Genomic DNA, 17,568 nt, shown 5'->3' on the forward strand with positions numbered 1-17,568 from the left:
CTGGCTCCATTGCGCCGCCCATCAGGTGGCCTCATTACGCCGCCCCCGGATTGGCTCCATAACGCCGCCCCGTGACAGCATCTCCGACACAACTGATCGGCAGGGTTCTGGACAGCGGCAAACTGGTAGGTGATGCCGGATGAAGTGTTCGACAAGCGCTCCATCAATATCCCGGGCAGAAAGCCGCTCGCGTCTCATCCAATAACTGAAATGGGCCAGGCATCGAAGGTATGCTCCGACAGTACCTCGTGCATAACGTAGTCTCTGCAACTCACCAATGTACGAATCGAGGAACTGGTTCAGTGGCCCATAGATCAACCAGTCTCGTCGAGCGAGACGTTTCAGGCATGCGTCGGTGGACATGATGGTCTCCGCAGGCAGGTTCGCGGAACACCATCACACCACGGTTTATTATGCTGAGTTGGAACACCTCGGCGTTGCTCGCTGGACGCCTTGGAAGCTCAGCCGGGAATCCCGGGACGGATCATGCTCGCCATAATCCCGAAGTGCGCATAAGACCGGTTATGCTCAGATCAGCATAACAGACGGAATTACTTGTTCGCCGGCGCCGACTCCGGTGGCGAACGTGCCGCCGCGATGTATAGCCTGATCGGCACGGCACGCCTGAATGGCCTCGATCCCGAGGCGTATCTCGCCTATGTTCTTGAGCGCATCGCTGACCATCCGATCAACCGCATCGACGAGTTGTTGCCGTGGAACGTGACGTCGGCGCTGCCGTCTACTGCCCACGTCGAACCCATCCGATAGCATCGCGCTCCCGTCGTCAACGACCTACGCTACGGTGCTGGTCGAGTGCTTACGTTTCTCAGAATTTTTCACCCTTGCAAGCGTTGAGTCCGCTGCTGGATAGCGGACATTTGCATGGACGGCGCGATAGCCTGCTTCGGGTCGTATCCGGCCCTACAATAAGAAGTGGAGTTGCTGTTTTACTGAGCAATCGTTCGTGTGTTTGGTCGCACGTATCAGGTCATGCGCTCTTTCGTCGAGGCGGTTCGAGGGTGATGGTAGAAACATTGGATTCGTTTCGTTCTTCCGCTGCGTGCCGATCAGTGTGAGGGATTGACTTGGACGTTGTCGTGCCTTTTTTAACGTACGCACGTCCCGATCTGGCAAATGTCTTGTCCGGACAGGGCCCTTCCCAGTTGAAGTCGACACCGTGTTCACGCAGGACTGAAACAATCTGTCCTTCCTGAAGGCGTGCGGCCTGCGAGATGCATCTCGTCCGAAAATATGCGTCAAGTTCAACGAACTTGTAGTGCCAAACGCCAGAATGAAGCCTGACCTCCGAAGTGGACGCCCCGTCAGGAAGATGCGCCAGCGTCCACAAATAACGCCGCGCATAGAAGTGCCACTGCGTCTCGGCGAACTCATCAAGCACCAAGTTGCACTGCGGGTAAGCTGCGCGCGCGCACACCACATGGGCGAGCTTTGCAGCACGCCCGATGCTATACCGCGAAATTTTGGCGGGCCGATCGGTGCTTGCGTAGAGTCTGAGCGCAGTTTTCCGAAGCTGATCGGCGCGCTCCCCGTCAAGCCGATGCGGCGACACGATCCGCTCGGCGGCCGGATGCTTGCTGCGTGACGTTTGTGCGAAGTCTTGAATTTGTGCGAAAGCCTTCCGGTCCCATTTCAACAGACGCGTGAGCGTGCCGCGATACCGGCTCCAAAGGTCTTCGATTGTATGGCGCGGATTTTCCTCCAGCGCTCGGCGTAGCTCGGAGACCGCACGGCCAACCTTGTCATTCGCTTTTTGAGCGTCGCTACTGACCTCCAGCGTGGCCTGCCTCTGCGTCGGTGGTGTCGGAGCTTCCGATACGCCGATGTCGAGCGCCTGTATAAACCGGCTCGCGTCGATGAACAGGAAATGCGTGGCGAGCAGATGGCGGCTGAGTGGGAGATCCGGCGTGCCGCTCCTGCTCCCCACTCGGAACCATTGATCGCGCTTGCCTGCAGCGTAGGCGGGGTCCATCTGTCGGAGCAAGTCTGTGCCGTAATAGTCTTCCAACGCCGCAGCGGCTGCGTTACGGTCGATGCTCCGTTGCCCCCGGGACAGACCTAACTCCAGCAGCTTTCTCCGGCACGTCGAGGCGATCACCGACGTGGAATATGAGCCCGGTGCCGCGAGCAACAGATCCCTGACGAAAACGGCATAGCCACGCGCGGCGTCTGCCCCTTTGGTCGCTTCGTCTATGGGATCTACGTCGCTACCAAGGCGATATCCGCATGCGCATGGTTTCCAGGGAACCTCAAGGAGTTCGCGAGGTTGCTCGAACGGACAGGAACACTCCGGGCACCGCTCGATCAGCAACGTTCCGTGTCTCCAGCAGCAGATCACGCCCGGCGCCTGATGTGCACGGTGAATATAGGTCGATCCGACGGCGTTGAAATCCTCCCGCAGGCAGTGCTCGCATATCTTCGTCAAGCTTGCGAGGCCAATCGTGCGCCGCCGTATTGTAGTGGGCCTGGCTGCCGCGCTCAGCCAGTCGGTCGGCGGCTTCCAGCTATTGAAAAGCGTGACGAGCGGAAACATCGTATTGTCGTTGAGTAGCCGTTCGAGGTTCTCGCCACTATCGCCCGGCAGGCGCAATGCCAGACACCGGATGTCGGGCGGTACTATGTCGGTGAGCGCTGTCCGCGGCTTGCCGAACAGCTGCAGGAAGCTGTCGCGGGTTTTGCGGTTGCGGGTGAAAATGTGGTAGCGGCTAGCTCGGGAAACGAGCGCTTCATCTGGCAGTGATGCAGGGAAAAGGAGCAGGTCCGAACCGGAAGTCATGTGCGGGGAGAGGCTATGAGTAGCTGGCGTTGACAGTCGACCCGAAAAGCAGCGGATGGACGTTGTTAACGGACCCCTCGATCCTGGATTCGCGGGGGCATCCATTGTAGTTAGTCCAGTTCAGCATCCTTACCCATCGCGAAAATGTTGACGGGCGTCAGGCCGCGTTCGCGTAGCTGCTCATGCAGGTTCGGGGTGTCTTCAAGATTCCGCAGATCGCGAGGATTGTCCGATGGTTGGGACTTAGCTTTCCTGGGACCGGTATTTTTCGCGTTTGGCTTCGACGACTTGCGCGGGCTGCGCGTTGTTACGAAATCCAGAACCGCGCGGTCAAGGTTTTCAACCGCCTCGGCCCAGGCCTTGTCAGTGGCAAGATCATCGAACTCGTGCATTCCATCGGCGCTGCCCGAGCGAAGTACGCGCAAGGCGGCCTGAAGGGGTGCAAGCTCACCCAGCGATACACTGTCCAGGGTGTTGGTTGTCAGCGGTTCGCCGGCTGCGAGACAGCGAAACTGGGCGAGGATGAAAAGTGCAATGACGATCGCCGTAATGCCCTGCGTGTGATAGTAGAGCGCTGCCTTGAAGGCGGGATCGTCTGAAATGGAGTGGTCCGTCCAGTTGTACTGCGCAACTGTGCTCACAAAGTCGTCCCATGCATCCTCATCTTCGGCAAAACGCTGGAATTCATAGTAGCCCATCGCCGCTGCCCGCCGCGCATCCTGCAGTGTTTTGCGAAAGACCTTCGTGACGCCAGGCGTTCCGATACCGATGATCGGGATGCCGATCTGCTCGACCATGCTGCTGAGGAACGTCAAGAACCCTTCATCGCCTTGCGTCTTTGCGCGGCTGAGATTCTGGAGTTCGTCGATGATCAGCACCCCGAGAAAGTGGTTTGCAGCAACCGCTGCCATCTCTTCAAGGAGCATGGCGAGCTTCGGCGAACGACCGCTTGCCGGAAAATTGTTGCGCGCGTACGAGGTGCCCAGTGCCTTATCGACGGCCGTAAAGAATCGGAGGGCGAGGCCGGATAGCGAGCCGTTGTGCGGACAGTCGATCTTGATCCAGACGAGCTGTGGATGAATGAATTGCCGATCGTCGTACCTGGTATGCTGGATAACCTGTGGATACGTTTGCAGCAGCCGGTTGATGAACGTTGATTTACCGGTCCCGCTCAATCCGGAAAACAGGATGCCGGATGAGCGGTGCGCTGCCGGCTCCGGAGCGCCATACGCGTGTTCGCCGCCGCTGTTGACGTAGTGTAGGTGCTGCCACGTTTCTGTTCGGACGGGATTGCGCGTCGTATAACCCTCGCGCAGCACGACAGAGAAGATCGAACTGTAAAGCCCATATTCAGGCAGCAGATACACGAGCTTTCTGAGTGACGGCAATGAGTGAATGCGCAACTCTGCGGGCGTCTCGCGCTCACGGTTCTGCGGGGCTGGTGGTAGCCACTCGATCATCGACGCAATATCGGCCGTCGAATGGATCGGCGGCAGTGCCTCGATCAAGGGATTCCCGTCGTACGCGATCACTCCTGTAGGCCGGTAGATGGCCTGAATCAATGGTGCGCGCGGCATCAGGATTTTCCCGGCTTGGTCATTGATCGCCGCAGGGCAACAACATTGTTACGTCGTGAACGCATATCGCTTCGGTGCCTTGTTGCAGCCTCGCGTTCACGTGTCGCGACACTCTGCAGTGTGGATGGCTCCGTCGACTGGATGACGTTCTGCATCACCACTTCCCGCTGCCGGTTGGTTTTGGTGGAATTCAGGTATTCCTTTTTGGTCGTAAGTTGCGGTGCCTTGTGCTTCGCTGACTTCGCGCCGGCCACGACGGCTTGCTGTTTCTGTTTCCTGACAGCCTTTTGCGTGTTCTCATGATCGGCGGCGTCGTGCGCTGCAAATTGGAGCGACGCCTGGATCTCAAGCATCTCCTCGAACCGCAGCCGGGCGTAACGCGCCGACGACGACGTGTTCAGTTGCCAGCGAGACCATTTGCCCGTCTCCGGAGCAATGACATAAACAAAATCGGTACTGTTGTCGTCATAGTGGATGCTGACCGACCGGCGCGACCGTTTCGCCTGCGCGAGCAACAGTTCATGGCGCCCCCCTTCAGGCAGGTAATACATATCGTCGACCTTCAGACCGCTCTCGGTGATCGAGCAGCGGCGGGACGGCAGAAGACACCTGTACAGCGCGGCCGGATCGGGGTGGCGGGCCCGTTCGCCAGACTCGTGCTCCAGGCCCCAAAGATAGATATCCCGTCGATACGGCTTCACGCCGGCCTGGATCATCTCTTTGGTGAGGAAATCCGGGATCGCGATCGCATTGTTGTGATAGAGAACTTCGTCGATGAGCACCTGCGTAAATTCCCGAAGCGTCAGAGTGGCGTCCCAGCGCAGATCGAGATCATTGCGCGCATCGTGTTCGAGCGCCCGGGCCTTCCAGGCGCCGGGCACCCAGGCCACGGACTCGTTGACTGTGGCGAACTTGTTCTCGACCGTGCCCTTGGCGACAGGTAGACCAACGGGGTTGATGTTGCAGTCGATATGCAACAGGTTTTGCAGGGACTTCTCGGCGTGACGGCTAAGAAGTTCAGCATTGTCGGCAACAACCAGGTTGCACAGTTCCTGCGCGGGCCAGTCTTCAGGTCGAATCGTGATGCCGTACTGAGCACAGAAACTCACCTTCTCGCTGAATGCGCAGTGCAACGCCATGCGGGCCGCATTCCACGACGGCCCGACCAGGCCAACGTGCAGCCCTACGATCATGGTGGATCGACGGTCGACCACGAAGTAAATCACGGGTCTGCCGATGAGGTGATTGCGATGGAATTCCGAAACCAGATAGAAGTTTCCGACTGTCGCATCGATCTCGAAAATGTCGGCTGGCCCGATCGTCGTGTCCCGGGCGCGACCAGCGCGGCCCCGAAGGCGCTTGCGCCACAGCAGGTCATCGAGCACTTCCCGCTGAAGGCTCATGTCATCCATCAGCCTGGTCGCCCAGTAGCGGTACGTGGGGAGCTGGATAAGCCGGTTCGACGGAAACGGGATCTTGCGCACCTCGCCGTCAAACAGTTCACGCGTCGAATAGTGATGCAGCACCATCTCGTCGTAGCTTTCCTTCAGCGTCATACCACGCCGCAGGTGATAGACCTTGACGGACAGTGCGATGAATTTCAGATCGTCGGGGGTGACATTGACGCCGACGGCGCTTGGGTCGTGTCCTGCAGCAAGCACTTTTCGCGGTCGCCCGCGCTTGCTGCCCTCGACTGAGGCCCGAACCTTGCCAGCGCCGCCGCTGTTTGAATATGCAGGGAGGAGCGCATTGGGGATCTGCCCGAACTGCCAGTATCGCTGCAGCATGCGGTACAGGTAGGCAACGGTGACGCTGACTTCGGCCGCCCGCAGTGTCAGCGCCTTCCAGCGGTAGCCCTCGTCGAAAATCAGCCCGGCATCCTCGCCGGTGACGAGGGGCCTTATCGCTGCCCACAGCATGTCGCGCCTCGTACGATGCGCGGTAGGTATCTCGTTATCGGCACGACGGACGTAGTCGGGCGCAGGGTCCGGACCGATCGAAACAAGCTGATCGGCGACCCATTGGGCTACGACGGGGCGAGGAGCGACGAACGGCCGGCCGTGCGGCTGGTCGAGTTTGAACAGAACCAGATCATCGGCGATCCGGGCGAGGATGCGATGCGGACCCGCAAGCGGTTCATCGCCCACCGGCACCAGAACAGCATTGATCTTCAGCCTGATCATGCGGCTATCTTCCGGAAATTCGACGCGAGCGCCGGATGTGGCCTGGTCAGGTGTAACGGCACATACAGGTCAACGTCGAGAATCCGCTGCCACGCCAGATACCGGAATACGCGGATCGCCATGAAACGGGCGATGCGCAACTGTTCGGCCACGAGGTCCAGAATCAAGCCGAGCGGCTTTGAGAAGGACTGTTCGCCCAGTGCGGCTAGATAATACTGTTGCAGCACCGCAGATGGCGCAACACGACCGTCTCTATTCCAGCCGCGAAGCCAACGCAAATTTAGGCCCAGCACGTCCGGCAGGTCGTGTTCGGTGAGCAGTTCCCATGTGATGCCGCGCATGAGCCAGGCCTGCCGTTCGAGTTCGAGGTTCTCCAGCGTTCGGGGATCCGTCAGATCGCATGTGTATTTGAGGCTCCTCGCCAATTGCCGCCTGGCGTCGCCGTCGTCGATGGTCAGTAGCGAATCGGTCGTCAAGGAACAGATGTGCCCGCCGAATTCAGGATGCGCGATACCAAGCTCATGGGCCAGCGCGAGCGTCTCGGTGATGGGATGGATCGGATACTGCTCGCGAATGTCGATCACGTTGCCCAGATATTCACAGAGCAGGTGATGCCGGTATTCGAGGTTCGAAAGGTAGTGATGTGTACGGCCGGTCAACTGCGACTGCACGCGAAACGAGTTGCCGCGGTTGGGGAATTCGCCGAGTCTGATCCAGGGTTGATAGCTCGCGCCGTGACCTTGCCCTCGACCCTGTCGGATCAGTCGCTCGCGAACCTCCCGTGTTTCGGCTGCACGATATCTGCCCACGACGAACCCACCCTGAAAAGCCGTCACTATACAACTTTATTTTTGCTACTATACAACTTTATTTTTCCGCAACAATCTTGGTTGGCGCGCTGTCCGTCGCAAGTGGAGCGACCAGTATGGCCGCTGCTGTAACGGTCGCCGAGCGCTATCCGGCACCGTGGCATGATGATTTCAATCTAGAGATCTCCAAGAGTCTCGCATCGAACAAGGTGCAAGGTTGCGGCGAGTTCAAGTACCGAGCGAGTAGTCAGGATAAGGACGAATATCTCGTCTACTGCACGGCTGACGGCTCGACGTGGACCGCCTATCTCGTCTGGACCGCGATCCATAAGGTAATGGGACCGCTCAAGTCAGACCCCTCGCTACAGTAGGACGGAAAACATCGTGGACAAGAAACAAATCGCAGATCGCCTCAAGGAGCTGAAGGACAGCTACGAGGCGGGTGAGGTGCGGATGCGCAGGCTCGACGCCCAACGGGAGGAGTTGCGGCAGACTCTGCTTCGCATCGGCGGCGCGATTCAGGTGATGGAGGAATTGCTAAAGGAAAAGGAGCCGGAAATACGGCAAGCGCCCGATGCCGAAATCTAGCGCGCCTGATATGTGGACGTGCCGGCGCCAGATCGAGCTCGACGGCGGCCGCCTGACGTATCTCTTGTGCGGTGATGCCCGTCGACAGCAGCAACCCGACGACCGCGATGATCGTTTCCTGCAGCCGACGATCATCAGCCTCCAGCAGGTAGACCGGCACGGGTTCGTCTTCTGGCCACGTCTGCGCCAGCGTATAGACGGCGGCGGGATTGGTTTGTCGAACTCCGACGTCGCCGAGATGACGACCGAGCCGGTCTAGGAGTTTCTGGTCGCGCAGGCGGGTCGTGGTGCCCGGCTTGCACCGTCGATCGAGGTCGGCAAGAAAGGATTCGAGATGATCAGGGCCGAAGGTACCCAGCGTCCGATGGGAGGACGCGAGGTGGCGCATGAAGCGTTCGAACATGGCTTCATGCTGGACGATCGACCGCGGAGAGAATGCGCGCCGGTCGGCTCCGGCCGCTTCCGTGCGTTGCCACTGCTGGTGTGCTTCGGCCGGTGCCGACAGCCAGATAGTCGGTTCGTCCATTCGATCTTATATACTGAATATCGGGCACCCCAAGCATAACGCGAATCGACGATTCGCGTCTTTTGCCGGCAGTGGGAAGAGACGATCCGAACCCGTTAATTCGGCCGCTGCCGGAGTTCGCCACGCACCCGAATCGCAACAGCGCCAACAAGCACCCGCAGGATACTGCGCCAGGTTCCCATACACGAGCCGAGGCGTTCGACGGTCGTTCATGTATCTGTCTGGGTTGAGCCGGACACCGCGACTGTCATTAGCTGTTCCCGGACGCAGAGGTAGACGATAGGCAACGATGGCGTTGCCAAGGTCCAGTCGACAAGGCCACTGAGATCTACCCCAGGCAATGTTTCCGGTCCGATTCGGGGGAGGGCATCGACGACGGTCGGCGCATTCCTGCTCTGGAACGCGAGATCCGAAAAGGCTTGCTCTTCAATTTCGAGCAGCACGGGCCAGGTTAGGCCGTGCTCCGGTCCTACCTTCAGATTGCGCTCCGCGAGCGACGACGCGATGCGGCGCAAATCTTCCAACGCGCGCGCGAGCGCGTGCTCGAAAAGCACTGGATCGATCTCCGGATCGGCCGTCGAATTGGAGTCTGAAAGTCCCATAGAGAGGTGCGCTTGGATGGTATGGCCGGGTCCCAACGATCATGCCCTTCGCCGCGTTTTAGGTACTGTAAATATATCCAGTGTTCGGGTGCAATTCAAGAACGGGAGGCATGGCCTCGGATCTGAAATTGCGCCGGCGCGCCCCAGACGAGCCGGCCTCGGCGTCTCCACGTCGCGCTACTGGCGGGATCGCGATAGCGTGCCTGTGCGGGACGACGTTTCCGCGCCTTGTCGGTTGAATCTTGGCGGATGTAGCACGTCCTCATTCCCCAGTAGGCGCCGGCACCAGAACAGGATACAGCGACCTTCTGATGCCGGTAAAACCCAACGGAATTAGCATGTTGCCGCGTACAGGTGGTGCACCGCAGAAGGCCGCAGTTGATGGATGGCGTCGGTTTTTCTTATGACCCGAGCACTTCCGGGCCTCAAGTGTCGATATCCGGCATCTCGGCGAAGCCGTTATACCGGGGTCCGAAACGCATACATTGCGAGGGCAATCCTTCCGTTCCGAGGTAAAGACAACGGGCCGAATGCCGTTATATCGGACGGATCAGACTTGAGTATCATTGGACGCGATATGTGCCAGCGTCTCGTTATAAACCGATGGAATCCTCCTTCGCAGGTGCGAATAAGGTGGAGCGTAGAAAAACAGAAGGCCACAGTACGGGGGAAATATGAAGTTGCAAAATGCGGGGATCATTGATTTCATGGGAACCAAGTTAACCCTGCGAACGTTGAGCGGAATAGTCAAAGAGAAGGCGGAGCGGACTACCTCGCACGTCGAGTCGACGCGCAACGGCTACGGAAACTTGACGCGGGTCAAAATGTCGACCGAACAGCACCAGGAAATCTGGCTTGAGATGGACAGCGGGGAAGAGGTGCGATTAAGTATCGGTGGTGTTGCAATTCCAATGCGAAACGGACATCGGCTGCAGGCGTTTTTCGCCGCCCAAGGTGCCGAACGAGGAGCGCTTGTTGCGGTAAAAAACCTGACTACTGGCGAGTTCTTCGAGACCTTCAATAAGTATCAGCGACTGCCGAGCGTTGGACTGTTCAAGCTGTCTCTGCTGCATACCCTCGGAGCGGGCCCGCTCTCGTTCCTGTGTGTTGCTGGGGCATTCGTTTGCGGCGGCATCCTGACCGTAGTCGGGATTCCGTTTTCGCTCGGCGCATGGGCCGCTGGTCTAGCAATCGGCGGCGGATTCGCATGGCAGCATTCGGCCGCGAGCCAAGCCGCGATTCACTTCCGAAACGAACTGGCTCGCGCAATCGCTACGGTCGCCCAGCCGGTCGAAGAGGTCGCAGCCGATTGCTGAATCAACAAAAAGCGTCGTGACCAACAGCAAACGGGCAGTTACCGCCGAATGTAATACGTGCTGCTGGCAGGGAGACCGGAAGTGGACCGGCAGCGGCCATTGCCCAGAATGCGATGGGGAATCACCCTGGATTAGCTTACGTCGGATGACGTCTAGGTCCTCGCGCAACCGACGGGATGATCATGAGGCTAACGTCGTTGTTCTATAAAAGAACCATTCATGTTCCCCAGCAGGAGGCGCCGAGCAACGGCGAAAGTTTTCCCAATGAGCAAAGAAGACAAGTCCCGCCGCGCCCCACTTCAGGGAACCCAAGTCATGAGCACCGTTGCCACTGGCGGTGGAGGAGGCGTGTTTCAGGCGCGGGTTGGGGCACTGTATCTTGCAAACATGCTGACAGGGGCGCCGACTGCCTTCGGCCTGCATGGCGCTAGGGTCGAGACGCTGCGGTTCGAAGCCCGCTACACCGGCGCCCATACAGACGACATCTACTGTCAGCTTCGTGACAAAGAGGGTTCCCGGCTTCAGCTCATCCAATGCAAGCGAGGACTTGACGCGACGCCCGGCAACGCCGAATTCGTCGATGGACTGCAAGGGGCCTGGAGAGACTTCCTTTGCATAGAAGGAAGCCCCTTCGACCAGGCCAGTGATGTATTGGTTTTAGCGACGGTAGCCCCAGGAACACCGGCTAATCGGGCGGCCAAGCGCCTATGCGAACTATCGCGATCCTCTCTCAACTTGACCGACTTTGTCCATAAAGTTGAGTCCAAGCTCTTTGATGCCCAACATAAGCGCACGTGGAACGCCTTTAAGGAGGTCTCCAAGCACACCCTAGTCGACAAGTACAGCGACGAACTCGTCTTCGACTTCTTGCGACGGCTGCGTGTCGACATACATGACCTCGGTAATGAGAGCTCGCAGGAACTAAGTCTCGTCCAAGCGTTGTTGGCTTCGGGCCAGCCGGAAGACTCCGGCGAGCAGGTATGGAATGGCCTGTTCTCATATGTCTTCGAGCAGGGCATCACTGTCGGCACTATCACTCGTGAGACTTGGAGGACGACTGCGCAGGAAGGCATCCAGGAAGCCGTCAACTGCCTCAACGGGAAATGGGGGCTTGGTCACATCGCCGGGCGCTTCACCGATCGAGCAAGTCTTCAGCTCTCACTCATCTCAACGACGCTTCCTAGCGGCACGCACATCCCCCGCGGCCAGTGCGTTGTCGAAGCGCTGGCTGCCTTCGATGAACGGAAACTCGTCATCATCACAGGCGGACCGGGCGCGGGTAAGTCAGCGGTCATCGCGGAACTCGCACCACTGCTTCGCGAGTCCGGCCCTCTGTTCTTTTTCCGAGCGGACGAGCTCGACGAGCCTAGCCTAGCCGCGGTTCAGTCACTCAGCGGCATGCCTGATGCGGTGCTGAGCATGGCGACCCTCTTGTGCAGCGGCACACCGACTGTCGTCATCGATTCGTTGGAAAAAGCGCTCGAAGGAAGGAACCCAGGCGCCCTTGAGGAGCTTCTGGCGCTGGTCCGTCGGAACAAGAGGGTCAGGCTTTGCGTCACGACCCGCTCCTATGCTCTTAACGCGCTTTACTCGCTCTTTCTGTCTGATTTCTCCTACCAAGTCGTCGACGTCCCTTTGCTGACAGACGCAGAGATCTCTGCGGCAGTGGTCGGGACAGCTCTTGAGGACATTGCAGCCAAGGATGGCGGCGTGCGAGAGGTACTTCGATCGCCTTACTATCTGCGCCTTGCCTTCAACTACACTGCGGCCGGAGCGGCTCTCCCCCGTGCTGCCGGAAACGACATGCGCTTGCGCCTATGGACAGAGCGAGTTGCCCCCGGAAAAGGTTTGCCATCAGGGCTAGCCGCACGCCGGCGAGCAGTTTTCGACGAGGTTTGCTATGCGCGCACGGAACGCTTTGCTCAGTTTGTCGAGGCGCCAAATGACGCCGAGGCCGTAGCCTCGCTGGTGCAAGACGCGGTGCTGGCAAAGGACGCGACGGACCGGGTAGCTCCCACCCACGACGTCTTGGAAGACTGGTCGCTGTTTTTCAGGGTCGAGCGGGAGATACGAAGTTCCGAACGCGACTGGGTCATACTCTTTGGCAAGCTCGGCTCACACGCGGGCATGCGTAGGGCTCTACGCACATGGACAGCGCAGCGTTCAGCCGAAGGTGATGGAGATGCCTATGCACTGCTCGAAGCTGCACTCAGACAAGACTCGACCATCCCGCAGTTATGGCGCGACGAGATAGCCATTGGCCTGCTGCGTTCAGAACGGGTCAACGAAATCGTCGCAAAGCTTGGGTGCAGCGTCTCCTTCGACAGCGCCGGCCTCCTTCATCGCCTGAGCCACTTGCTGCGCGTTGCTTGCAAAGGGCCGACGTCTATCGACTACTCGAGCATGGCGGACGATCCGGAAAACAAGGAGATCGTGCTGCGGCTCGCGATGGCTGCGCCGATTGGCGAAGCATGGGACCTGGTCGTCGGATTGGTTGCAAAAGCGTTCCCGAGCATGCCGCCAGAATGCGACTCGTGGGTCGTACAACTCGCGGAAGACGCAACGTCTCACGACGAGAACTGGCGCAACCCTACCCAAAGAGTGCTCGATGTGTTCAACATGGCTGAGCATTTCTGCCGGCGCGATCAAGAGAGCTGGTACCGCGATCAATCGATCGGCAAGCGCTTCTATGCGCTCTTGTGCCGCTGCGCGGGTGCGGACCTGCGCCGATTCACGGCATTGATCGAGGCGCTCCTTCAAAGCTTCTTAGTTGACCATGACAGACGCGACTCCTATGCAGAGGAGCGTCTTGAGTTCCTCGTCAACTTCAAGAACTGCCGCGAGGCGAGTTACTTCGCCCCGGACCTAGCGTGGCAGGTGTTCTGGGCCCTCTACACAGAGTCCGAGCCGAAAGTTGACCGAGACTTCGGTATGACTAGGTGGGAGGCTGAACTTGGGCTGAGCAATCGTGCTGCTCATGGGTTCTTCCCGCCGTCGGTCTTACACGGGCCATTCCGCTCGTTGTTGCTTTACGCTTGGCCAAAGAGCGTGCGCTGCGTGGTTGACCTGTGCAACCATGCGGCCGCCTCACTTGCCACAACGGGCGCTAGTGAGGTGTCGATCGTTCTGCCAGGGCAAAGCCCCAACGGCCGGTCGCACATTCACGACTTCCGCCTGTGGGCTGCCTATCGTGGGCACTCAGTCACCAGCTACGTCCTTAATGCGGCATTGATGGCTCTGGAAGAGCGCCTGCTCATCGAAGCTAAGGCGCAGCCCAAGATCATCTCGCAGGTTCTCGAGGTCATCCTGAATCTGGGTGAGTCGAGCTTCACTACCGGAATGGTGGCAGGCGTCTTGATGGCCCACCCTGAGCTCGCAACCGAGAAGCTGCTTTCCATCTTCAAGTGCCCGCAATTTTTTTCCGACGACATTTCTCGCAGCGTGCAAGAGGCGACTGCGATGGCCATCTACGGGGGCAACGATGGCTTGGACGCTGCAAGGCAGCGGGAGCGCGTAGCTAGCAATCGGCTGCCACATCGGCGACAGCACTTGGAAGGCCTGGCTCTTCAATTGCAGTTCAACCGTCCAGATCTTCGCGAGGCTATCTACAGGATTCTGGACGAGCACTTAGAAGCATTGAAGGGCGCTGCGGAGGTGCCAGATGGGTGGCGCATGGCGCTCAAGCGTATGGACGCCCGTGGCCTAAGGCTCGGGGAACCTGTCGCTGATGGCAAGTGGGCCACACTCGAGATCGCTAATCTAGAACCTGAACTACAGCAAGCCAGCGACAGAGCGCAAGTCGACATGCAGCGGATGAACCGCGTCGGTGCCGTGCGTACCTGGGCTGCGGCGGTCACGGGGCGGTTCTCGACCGCGGAGCCGCGAACTGCAGACTGTTTCTCGTTACCCACTGAGCCATATGTGGAATTTTTACGCCTCTGCGACGAGATTGAAGAACAAGAGATCGGCATGCTAGCCGGTCTGGAAGACGAACTGTCGTGCGCCTTGATTCTTAAGTGGCCCACCGACACCTCGCCGGCGCTTCAGTGGGCCAGATCCCTGTTGCTTGAACGCACCGCGGTTCGTGAAGACAAGGATGCATGGTTGCACCGAGACACTTCAATGGGTGAACTGCGGGCACGTACGGTCATTTCGCTTGCCGCTGTAGCTCCGTCTCTACCCGGGATGGTTGAAGCGTTAGTCAACATCGTGACCGAGCCGGTGTGGAAGGTGCGCCGGGGTGCGTCCAAGGCAATCGCCGTTGAGCTCAGGCACAAACAACCTGTCTTGGCTGAGGTACTGACTACCGGCCTTGCCCACTACGCCGAAGCACTTAACTCCACGATTGAGCGCCCGCGAGGATGGACTCGAGACTTCGTCGATGAGGCTCGGGCGACTACTGTCAAAGCGCTCGGTGAGGCGTTGCGAGAGATGAAGCCGGGCTTGCGTTCGATGCCGCGAAACTTAGCTGCCGTCAAGGAGTGGGTGATAGCCCTCGACGCCGCGCGCAACGAAACGCCGAGCACTTGGCGAGTTCAGTCGCTCGTAACTCTAGCAACTCTCATGGCGGATCAGGAGGATGGGCCTAGGGTGAAGCAGCATGACCCCGGCTATGTCGATTTCGAAGCGCGGTCGGAGTTGGGTGACGTACTAGCATCTGAACTCATGGCGCAGCCAGATGACAACTCGCCACTGTTCGAGACATTTGACTACTGTCTCGAGAAAGCGCCTGAGCTGAGTGAAAGGATTTTGGTAGCAGCACTGGGCGAGTGCACGAAACAGGAGTTCGCAAATGTAGTTGCCTTCTGGCGAGTGTGGGACCGGGCTACAGCCAAGGTCTTTGACGAGGATTCGTTGAGAACCAAGAGCCGAAGGTCCTACAGCCGATTCGACAAAGTGCTCACGACGCTGCTGCTGTGCTCGATGCCATGGCCGAAAACGTGGCATGACCTGAAGCTCCTCAAGTCTCGTCCGCACTTCGTCGCGAACTGCCTCACCGCCGTTGGCGACACTCGAGCAGGCCAAGAGAACTTGCTGCGGTTGATGGCTGGCGTTGGCAGAGTGTCCGCAGTGCCGTCGGCGCTGCCCCAGTTGCGAGATGCTCTGGGCAGATCTCCCGTCGACTTGTTCGACGACGGAAACTGCTTGTGGCACGCGGAGACTATCTGCCGAGTAGCCGTGCATGAACACCGAGAGACTCTGATTCGAGACGTAAACCTGCGCAGGGCGACACTCGACATACTGGACCGGCTCGTCGACGCCGGGTCGTCGCTCGGGTTTCAGCTCCGCGACTACTTAGCGACTTCGCCTACAAAGACTATCGAGCCCTTTTAGTTCTTTGTTGGACGTGCGGATCACTTTGATTTCGTCGCCGTAGAGTGTAGGCGAGCCGCGACGCTTTGTCGCAGCTAGATCGGGCTACATTGGCAAGCCGGGCAAAAATCAAGGGGCGCCCAGTCAGGTGTGGGTCCGAAGAACACCGTGTAGCCGTTCCACGGAGTCACTCCCCCCGAATACAAAGGCCGTCCAGCCGACGGCAATGTCACGTCAGCGTATGCGCGAATGACGTTGAGAACGGTCCTTGCCGTCGCGCTGACCGGAATGGCGGTATGGTGTCGGCTACGCCGGACGAATTCTCGCTGTTGCCTGTCCGTCATTTGTCAAATTCGCCACGCACCGCGCCGCCAGCCTCCTCGTTGCGTGCCGATATGCATGTCGACACGTTCAGCGAGGAGGGGCGCTCCAGGCGCGTCATTCGCCACCTCGCATGGACGAAGCAGCGCTCGCGCCGCTTCGGTGAGGCACGGATAAATCACCCGACCCAGCACTCGGTGGTTGGCCCGACTGACCCATTCGTTCACTTCCAGCGCGTTATGTCAGATCCCGTCGGGGCGCCGCTCATCCCGCGAACGGGTTTTTGATCTTGCCGGTCGGTGCGGGCGGCGCTTCGGTAACCTGCTCGGGCAGCGCGGGATCGTGTTGCAGCGCGTCGACGATGCTCGCGATGGCTTGCTGCAAGGCAAGCGCGGCGGCGAGGCCGGCTCGGTCGCGCGTCACCTCCAGCGTGCCGGACAGCACCACCCGCTCCGGGTCGTTGGTCACGGTGAACGCGTCACCTTGGATATTTAGGATGGACGTGTCATCCTCGAACGCCTTGAACGCCATTCAGCCCTCCGATACGTGTGTCTTTCAGCGACTCCGGGATGCCGGGGAATCGCAAACCGCTTTGTGCCTCGAGCTCGTGCACCGTCGCGATCTCGTAGCGGTTCGCCGCCGTGTTGTTGACGACGATGGCGAACGCCAGGCGCTGCGTGGGCACATAGACTACCTTGAAAATCTGCGTCGGGACGATCACGCCCGTTGCGCCGATCGTCTTCAGTTCCGCGCCCTTGAACATCGGGCCGGTGACCACGTACGTGTCTGCAGCGCTCATGCCGATCCGGCGCACGGCCTCCTCGATGTGCGCCCACAGCCGGCGATTGTTCGTCGGGTTCTGCGGCACCATGTTCGCGAGCGAGAAGGATTCGGCCATTGCCTCGTCGTTCCAGCGGTCGCCCGCCGGGCTCATGTGCCCGCGATCATAGCCACTCTTGCGGTAATCCGCGAGCCGCGCGCCTTCGCCATCCGGCAGGCGCCGTTCTTCGAAGAAACGGTTGGTGCGGACTTCGTCTTTGGCGGCCGCGAGGTGCGCGCGGGTGAGGTGTTCCGCCGACCATAGCGGGCCATGCGTGATGCCGGAGTGCAGTACCTCGAAATCCGAATAGCACAGCAGGCGGGTCTTGGCCGCCATCCTGGGATTGACCAGGACCGGAGGTTCGCCTTGCGGGCTGAGTTGCGAACAAGAGTCGGAAGCGAAGGCGTGTGACGCGACGGCGATCAGCAAGCCAGCGAGGTATTTCCGCATGAAACTGACGTTGAGTGGTGGGGCCGGAAGTATACGACCGAACCGGTGCGCAGGGAGCGGCGTCGTTGCAGGTACGAGACGGGGCGCGTTTGGCTACCCACCAGTTTTTCTGAAAAATGAGGCTATTATGATAACAAGGGTTATCAATATAAGTATCGAACGACTCATTTTTTGTGGCATCGATCCTAGGATGACGGCGGTCGTACGCATAGGCAGACGATGCAAGACACGAGGACGAGCGCAAGTGCCCGCAAGGCGGGCGAGGGCTG

General features: G+C 59.3%; 12 protein-coding genes and 1 pseudogene. 6 read left to right on the forward strand and 7 right to left on the reverse strand.

The window, feature by feature from the left end:
* Positions 1 to 543: 543 nt before the first annotated feature.
* A pseudogene (locus DIE23_RS21650) lies at positions 544 to 768 on the forward strand (transposase domain-containing protein); the annotation flags it as partial.
* A 220-nt stretch (positions 769 to 988) separates the two neighbouring features.
* Here DIE23_RS21650 and DIE23_RS21655 read toward each other — a convergent pair.
* From DIE23_RS21655 to DIE23_RS21670, 4 genes are all read right to left on the reverse strand, one after another.
* Positions 989 to 2,794 (reverse strand): TniQ family protein, encoded by a 1,806-nt coding sequence (locus DIE23_RS21655; protein ID WP_185646507.1) that lies wholly within the window; start codon positions 2,792 to 2,794, stop codon positions 989 to 991.
* Positions 2,795 to 2,904: 110 nt separating this feature from the next.
* Positions 2,905 to 4,371 (reverse strand): ATP-binding protein, encoded by a 1,467-nt coding sequence (locus DIE23_RS21660; RefSeq protein ID WP_124614016.1) that lies wholly within the window; start codon positions 4,369 to 4,371, stop codon positions 2,905 to 2,907.
* Positions 4,371 to 6,554: a hypothetical protein gene (locus tag DIE23_RS21665; RefSeq protein ID WP_124614017.1), complete on the reverse strand. Its 2,184-nt coding sequence runs from the start codon at positions 6,552 to 6,554 to the stop codon at positions 4,371 to 4,373. Before DIE23_RS21665 ends, DIE23_RS21660 begins: the two co-directional genes overlap by 1 nt.
* Positions 6,551 to 7,363 carry a TnsA endonuclease N-terminal domain-containing protein gene (locus DIE23_RS21670; RefSeq protein WP_185646508.1) on the reverse strand — a complete coding sequence of 271 codons (813 nt, stop codon included), beginning with the start codon at positions 7,361 to 7,363 and terminating at the stop codon, positions 6,551 to 6,553. The genes DIE23_RS21665 and DIE23_RS21670 overlap by 4 nt, the downstream gene beginning before the upstream one ends.
* Before the next feature lie 116 nt (positions 7,364 to 7,479).
* Here DIE23_RS21670 and DIE23_RS21675 point away from each other — a divergent pair, with 116 nt between their 5' ends.
* Genes DIE23_RS21675 through DIE23_RS39635 form a run of 3 tightly spaced genes read left to right on the forward strand, consistent with a single transcriptional unit; the run spans position 7,480 to position 8,210 of the window.
* Positions 7,480 to 7,734: a hypothetical protein gene (locus DIE23_RS21675; RefSeq protein ID WP_124614019.1), complete on the forward strand. Its 255-nt coding sequence runs from the start codon at positions 7,480 to 7,482 to the stop codon at positions 7,732 to 7,734.
* A 13-nt stretch (positions 7,735 to 7,747) separates the two neighbouring features.
* The gene (locus DIE23_RS21680; protein WP_124614020.1) at positions 7,748 to 7,951 is read left to right on the forward strand and encodes a hypothetical protein; all 204 of its coding nucleotides are present in this window, start codon (positions 7,748 to 7,750) and stop codon (positions 7,949 to 7,951) included.
* A complete protein-coding gene (locus DIE23_RS39635; protein WP_185646509.1) occupies positions 7,938 to 8,210 on the forward strand; it encodes a hypothetical protein in 273 nt (90 codons plus the stop codon). The genes DIE23_RS21680 and DIE23_RS39635 overlap by 14 nt, the downstream gene beginning before the upstream one ends.
* A 476-nt stretch (positions 8,211 to 8,686) precedes the next feature.
* On the opposite strand, the gene DIE23_RS21690 is transcribed toward DIE23_RS39635, so the two are convergent.
* Positions 8,687 to 9,079, reverse strand: a complete 393-nt coding sequence (locus DIE23_RS21690) for a DUF2471 family protein (RefSeq protein ID WP_124614021.1) — start codon at positions 9,077 to 9,079, stop codon at positions 8,687 to 8,689.
* Between the two features lie 674 nt (positions 9,080 to 9,753).
* Here DIE23_RS21690 and DIE23_RS21695 point away from each other — a divergent pair.
* Positions 9,754 to 10,395, forward strand: a complete 642-nt coding sequence (locus tag DIE23_RS21695) for a hypothetical protein (protein ID WP_124614022.1) — start codon at positions 9,754 to 9,756, stop codon at positions 10,393 to 10,395.
* Between the two features lie 315 nt (positions 10,396 to 10,710).
* Positions 10,711 to 15,729 (forward strand): hypothetical protein, encoded by a 5,019-nt coding sequence (locus DIE23_RS21700; RefSeq protein ID WP_221623354.1) that lies wholly within the window; start codon positions 10,711 to 10,713, stop codon positions 15,727 to 15,729.
* 564 nt (positions 15,730 to 16,293) lie between these two features.
* Here the strand turns inward: DIE23_RS21700 and DIE23_RS21705 are convergent.
* Entirely contained in the window at positions 16,294 to 16,560 is a 267-nt protein-coding gene (locus DIE23_RS21705) for a hypothetical protein (protein ID WP_124614024.1), read from the reverse strand.
* Positions 16,535 to 17,299, reverse strand: coding sequence for a DNA/RNA non-specific endonuclease (locus DIE23_RS21710; RefSeq protein WP_124614025.1), 765 nt, complete (start codon positions 17,297 to 17,299; stop codon positions 16,535 to 16,537). The genes DIE23_RS21705 and DIE23_RS21710 overlap by 26 nt, the downstream gene beginning before the upstream one ends.
* Between the last annotated feature and the right edge of the window lie 269 nt (positions 17,300 to 17,568).

This window comes from Burkholderia sp. Bp9143 (genome assembly GCF_003853645.1).
Lineage (GTDB): Bacteria > Pseudomonadota > Gammaproteobacteria > Burkholderiales > Burkholderiaceae > Burkholderia.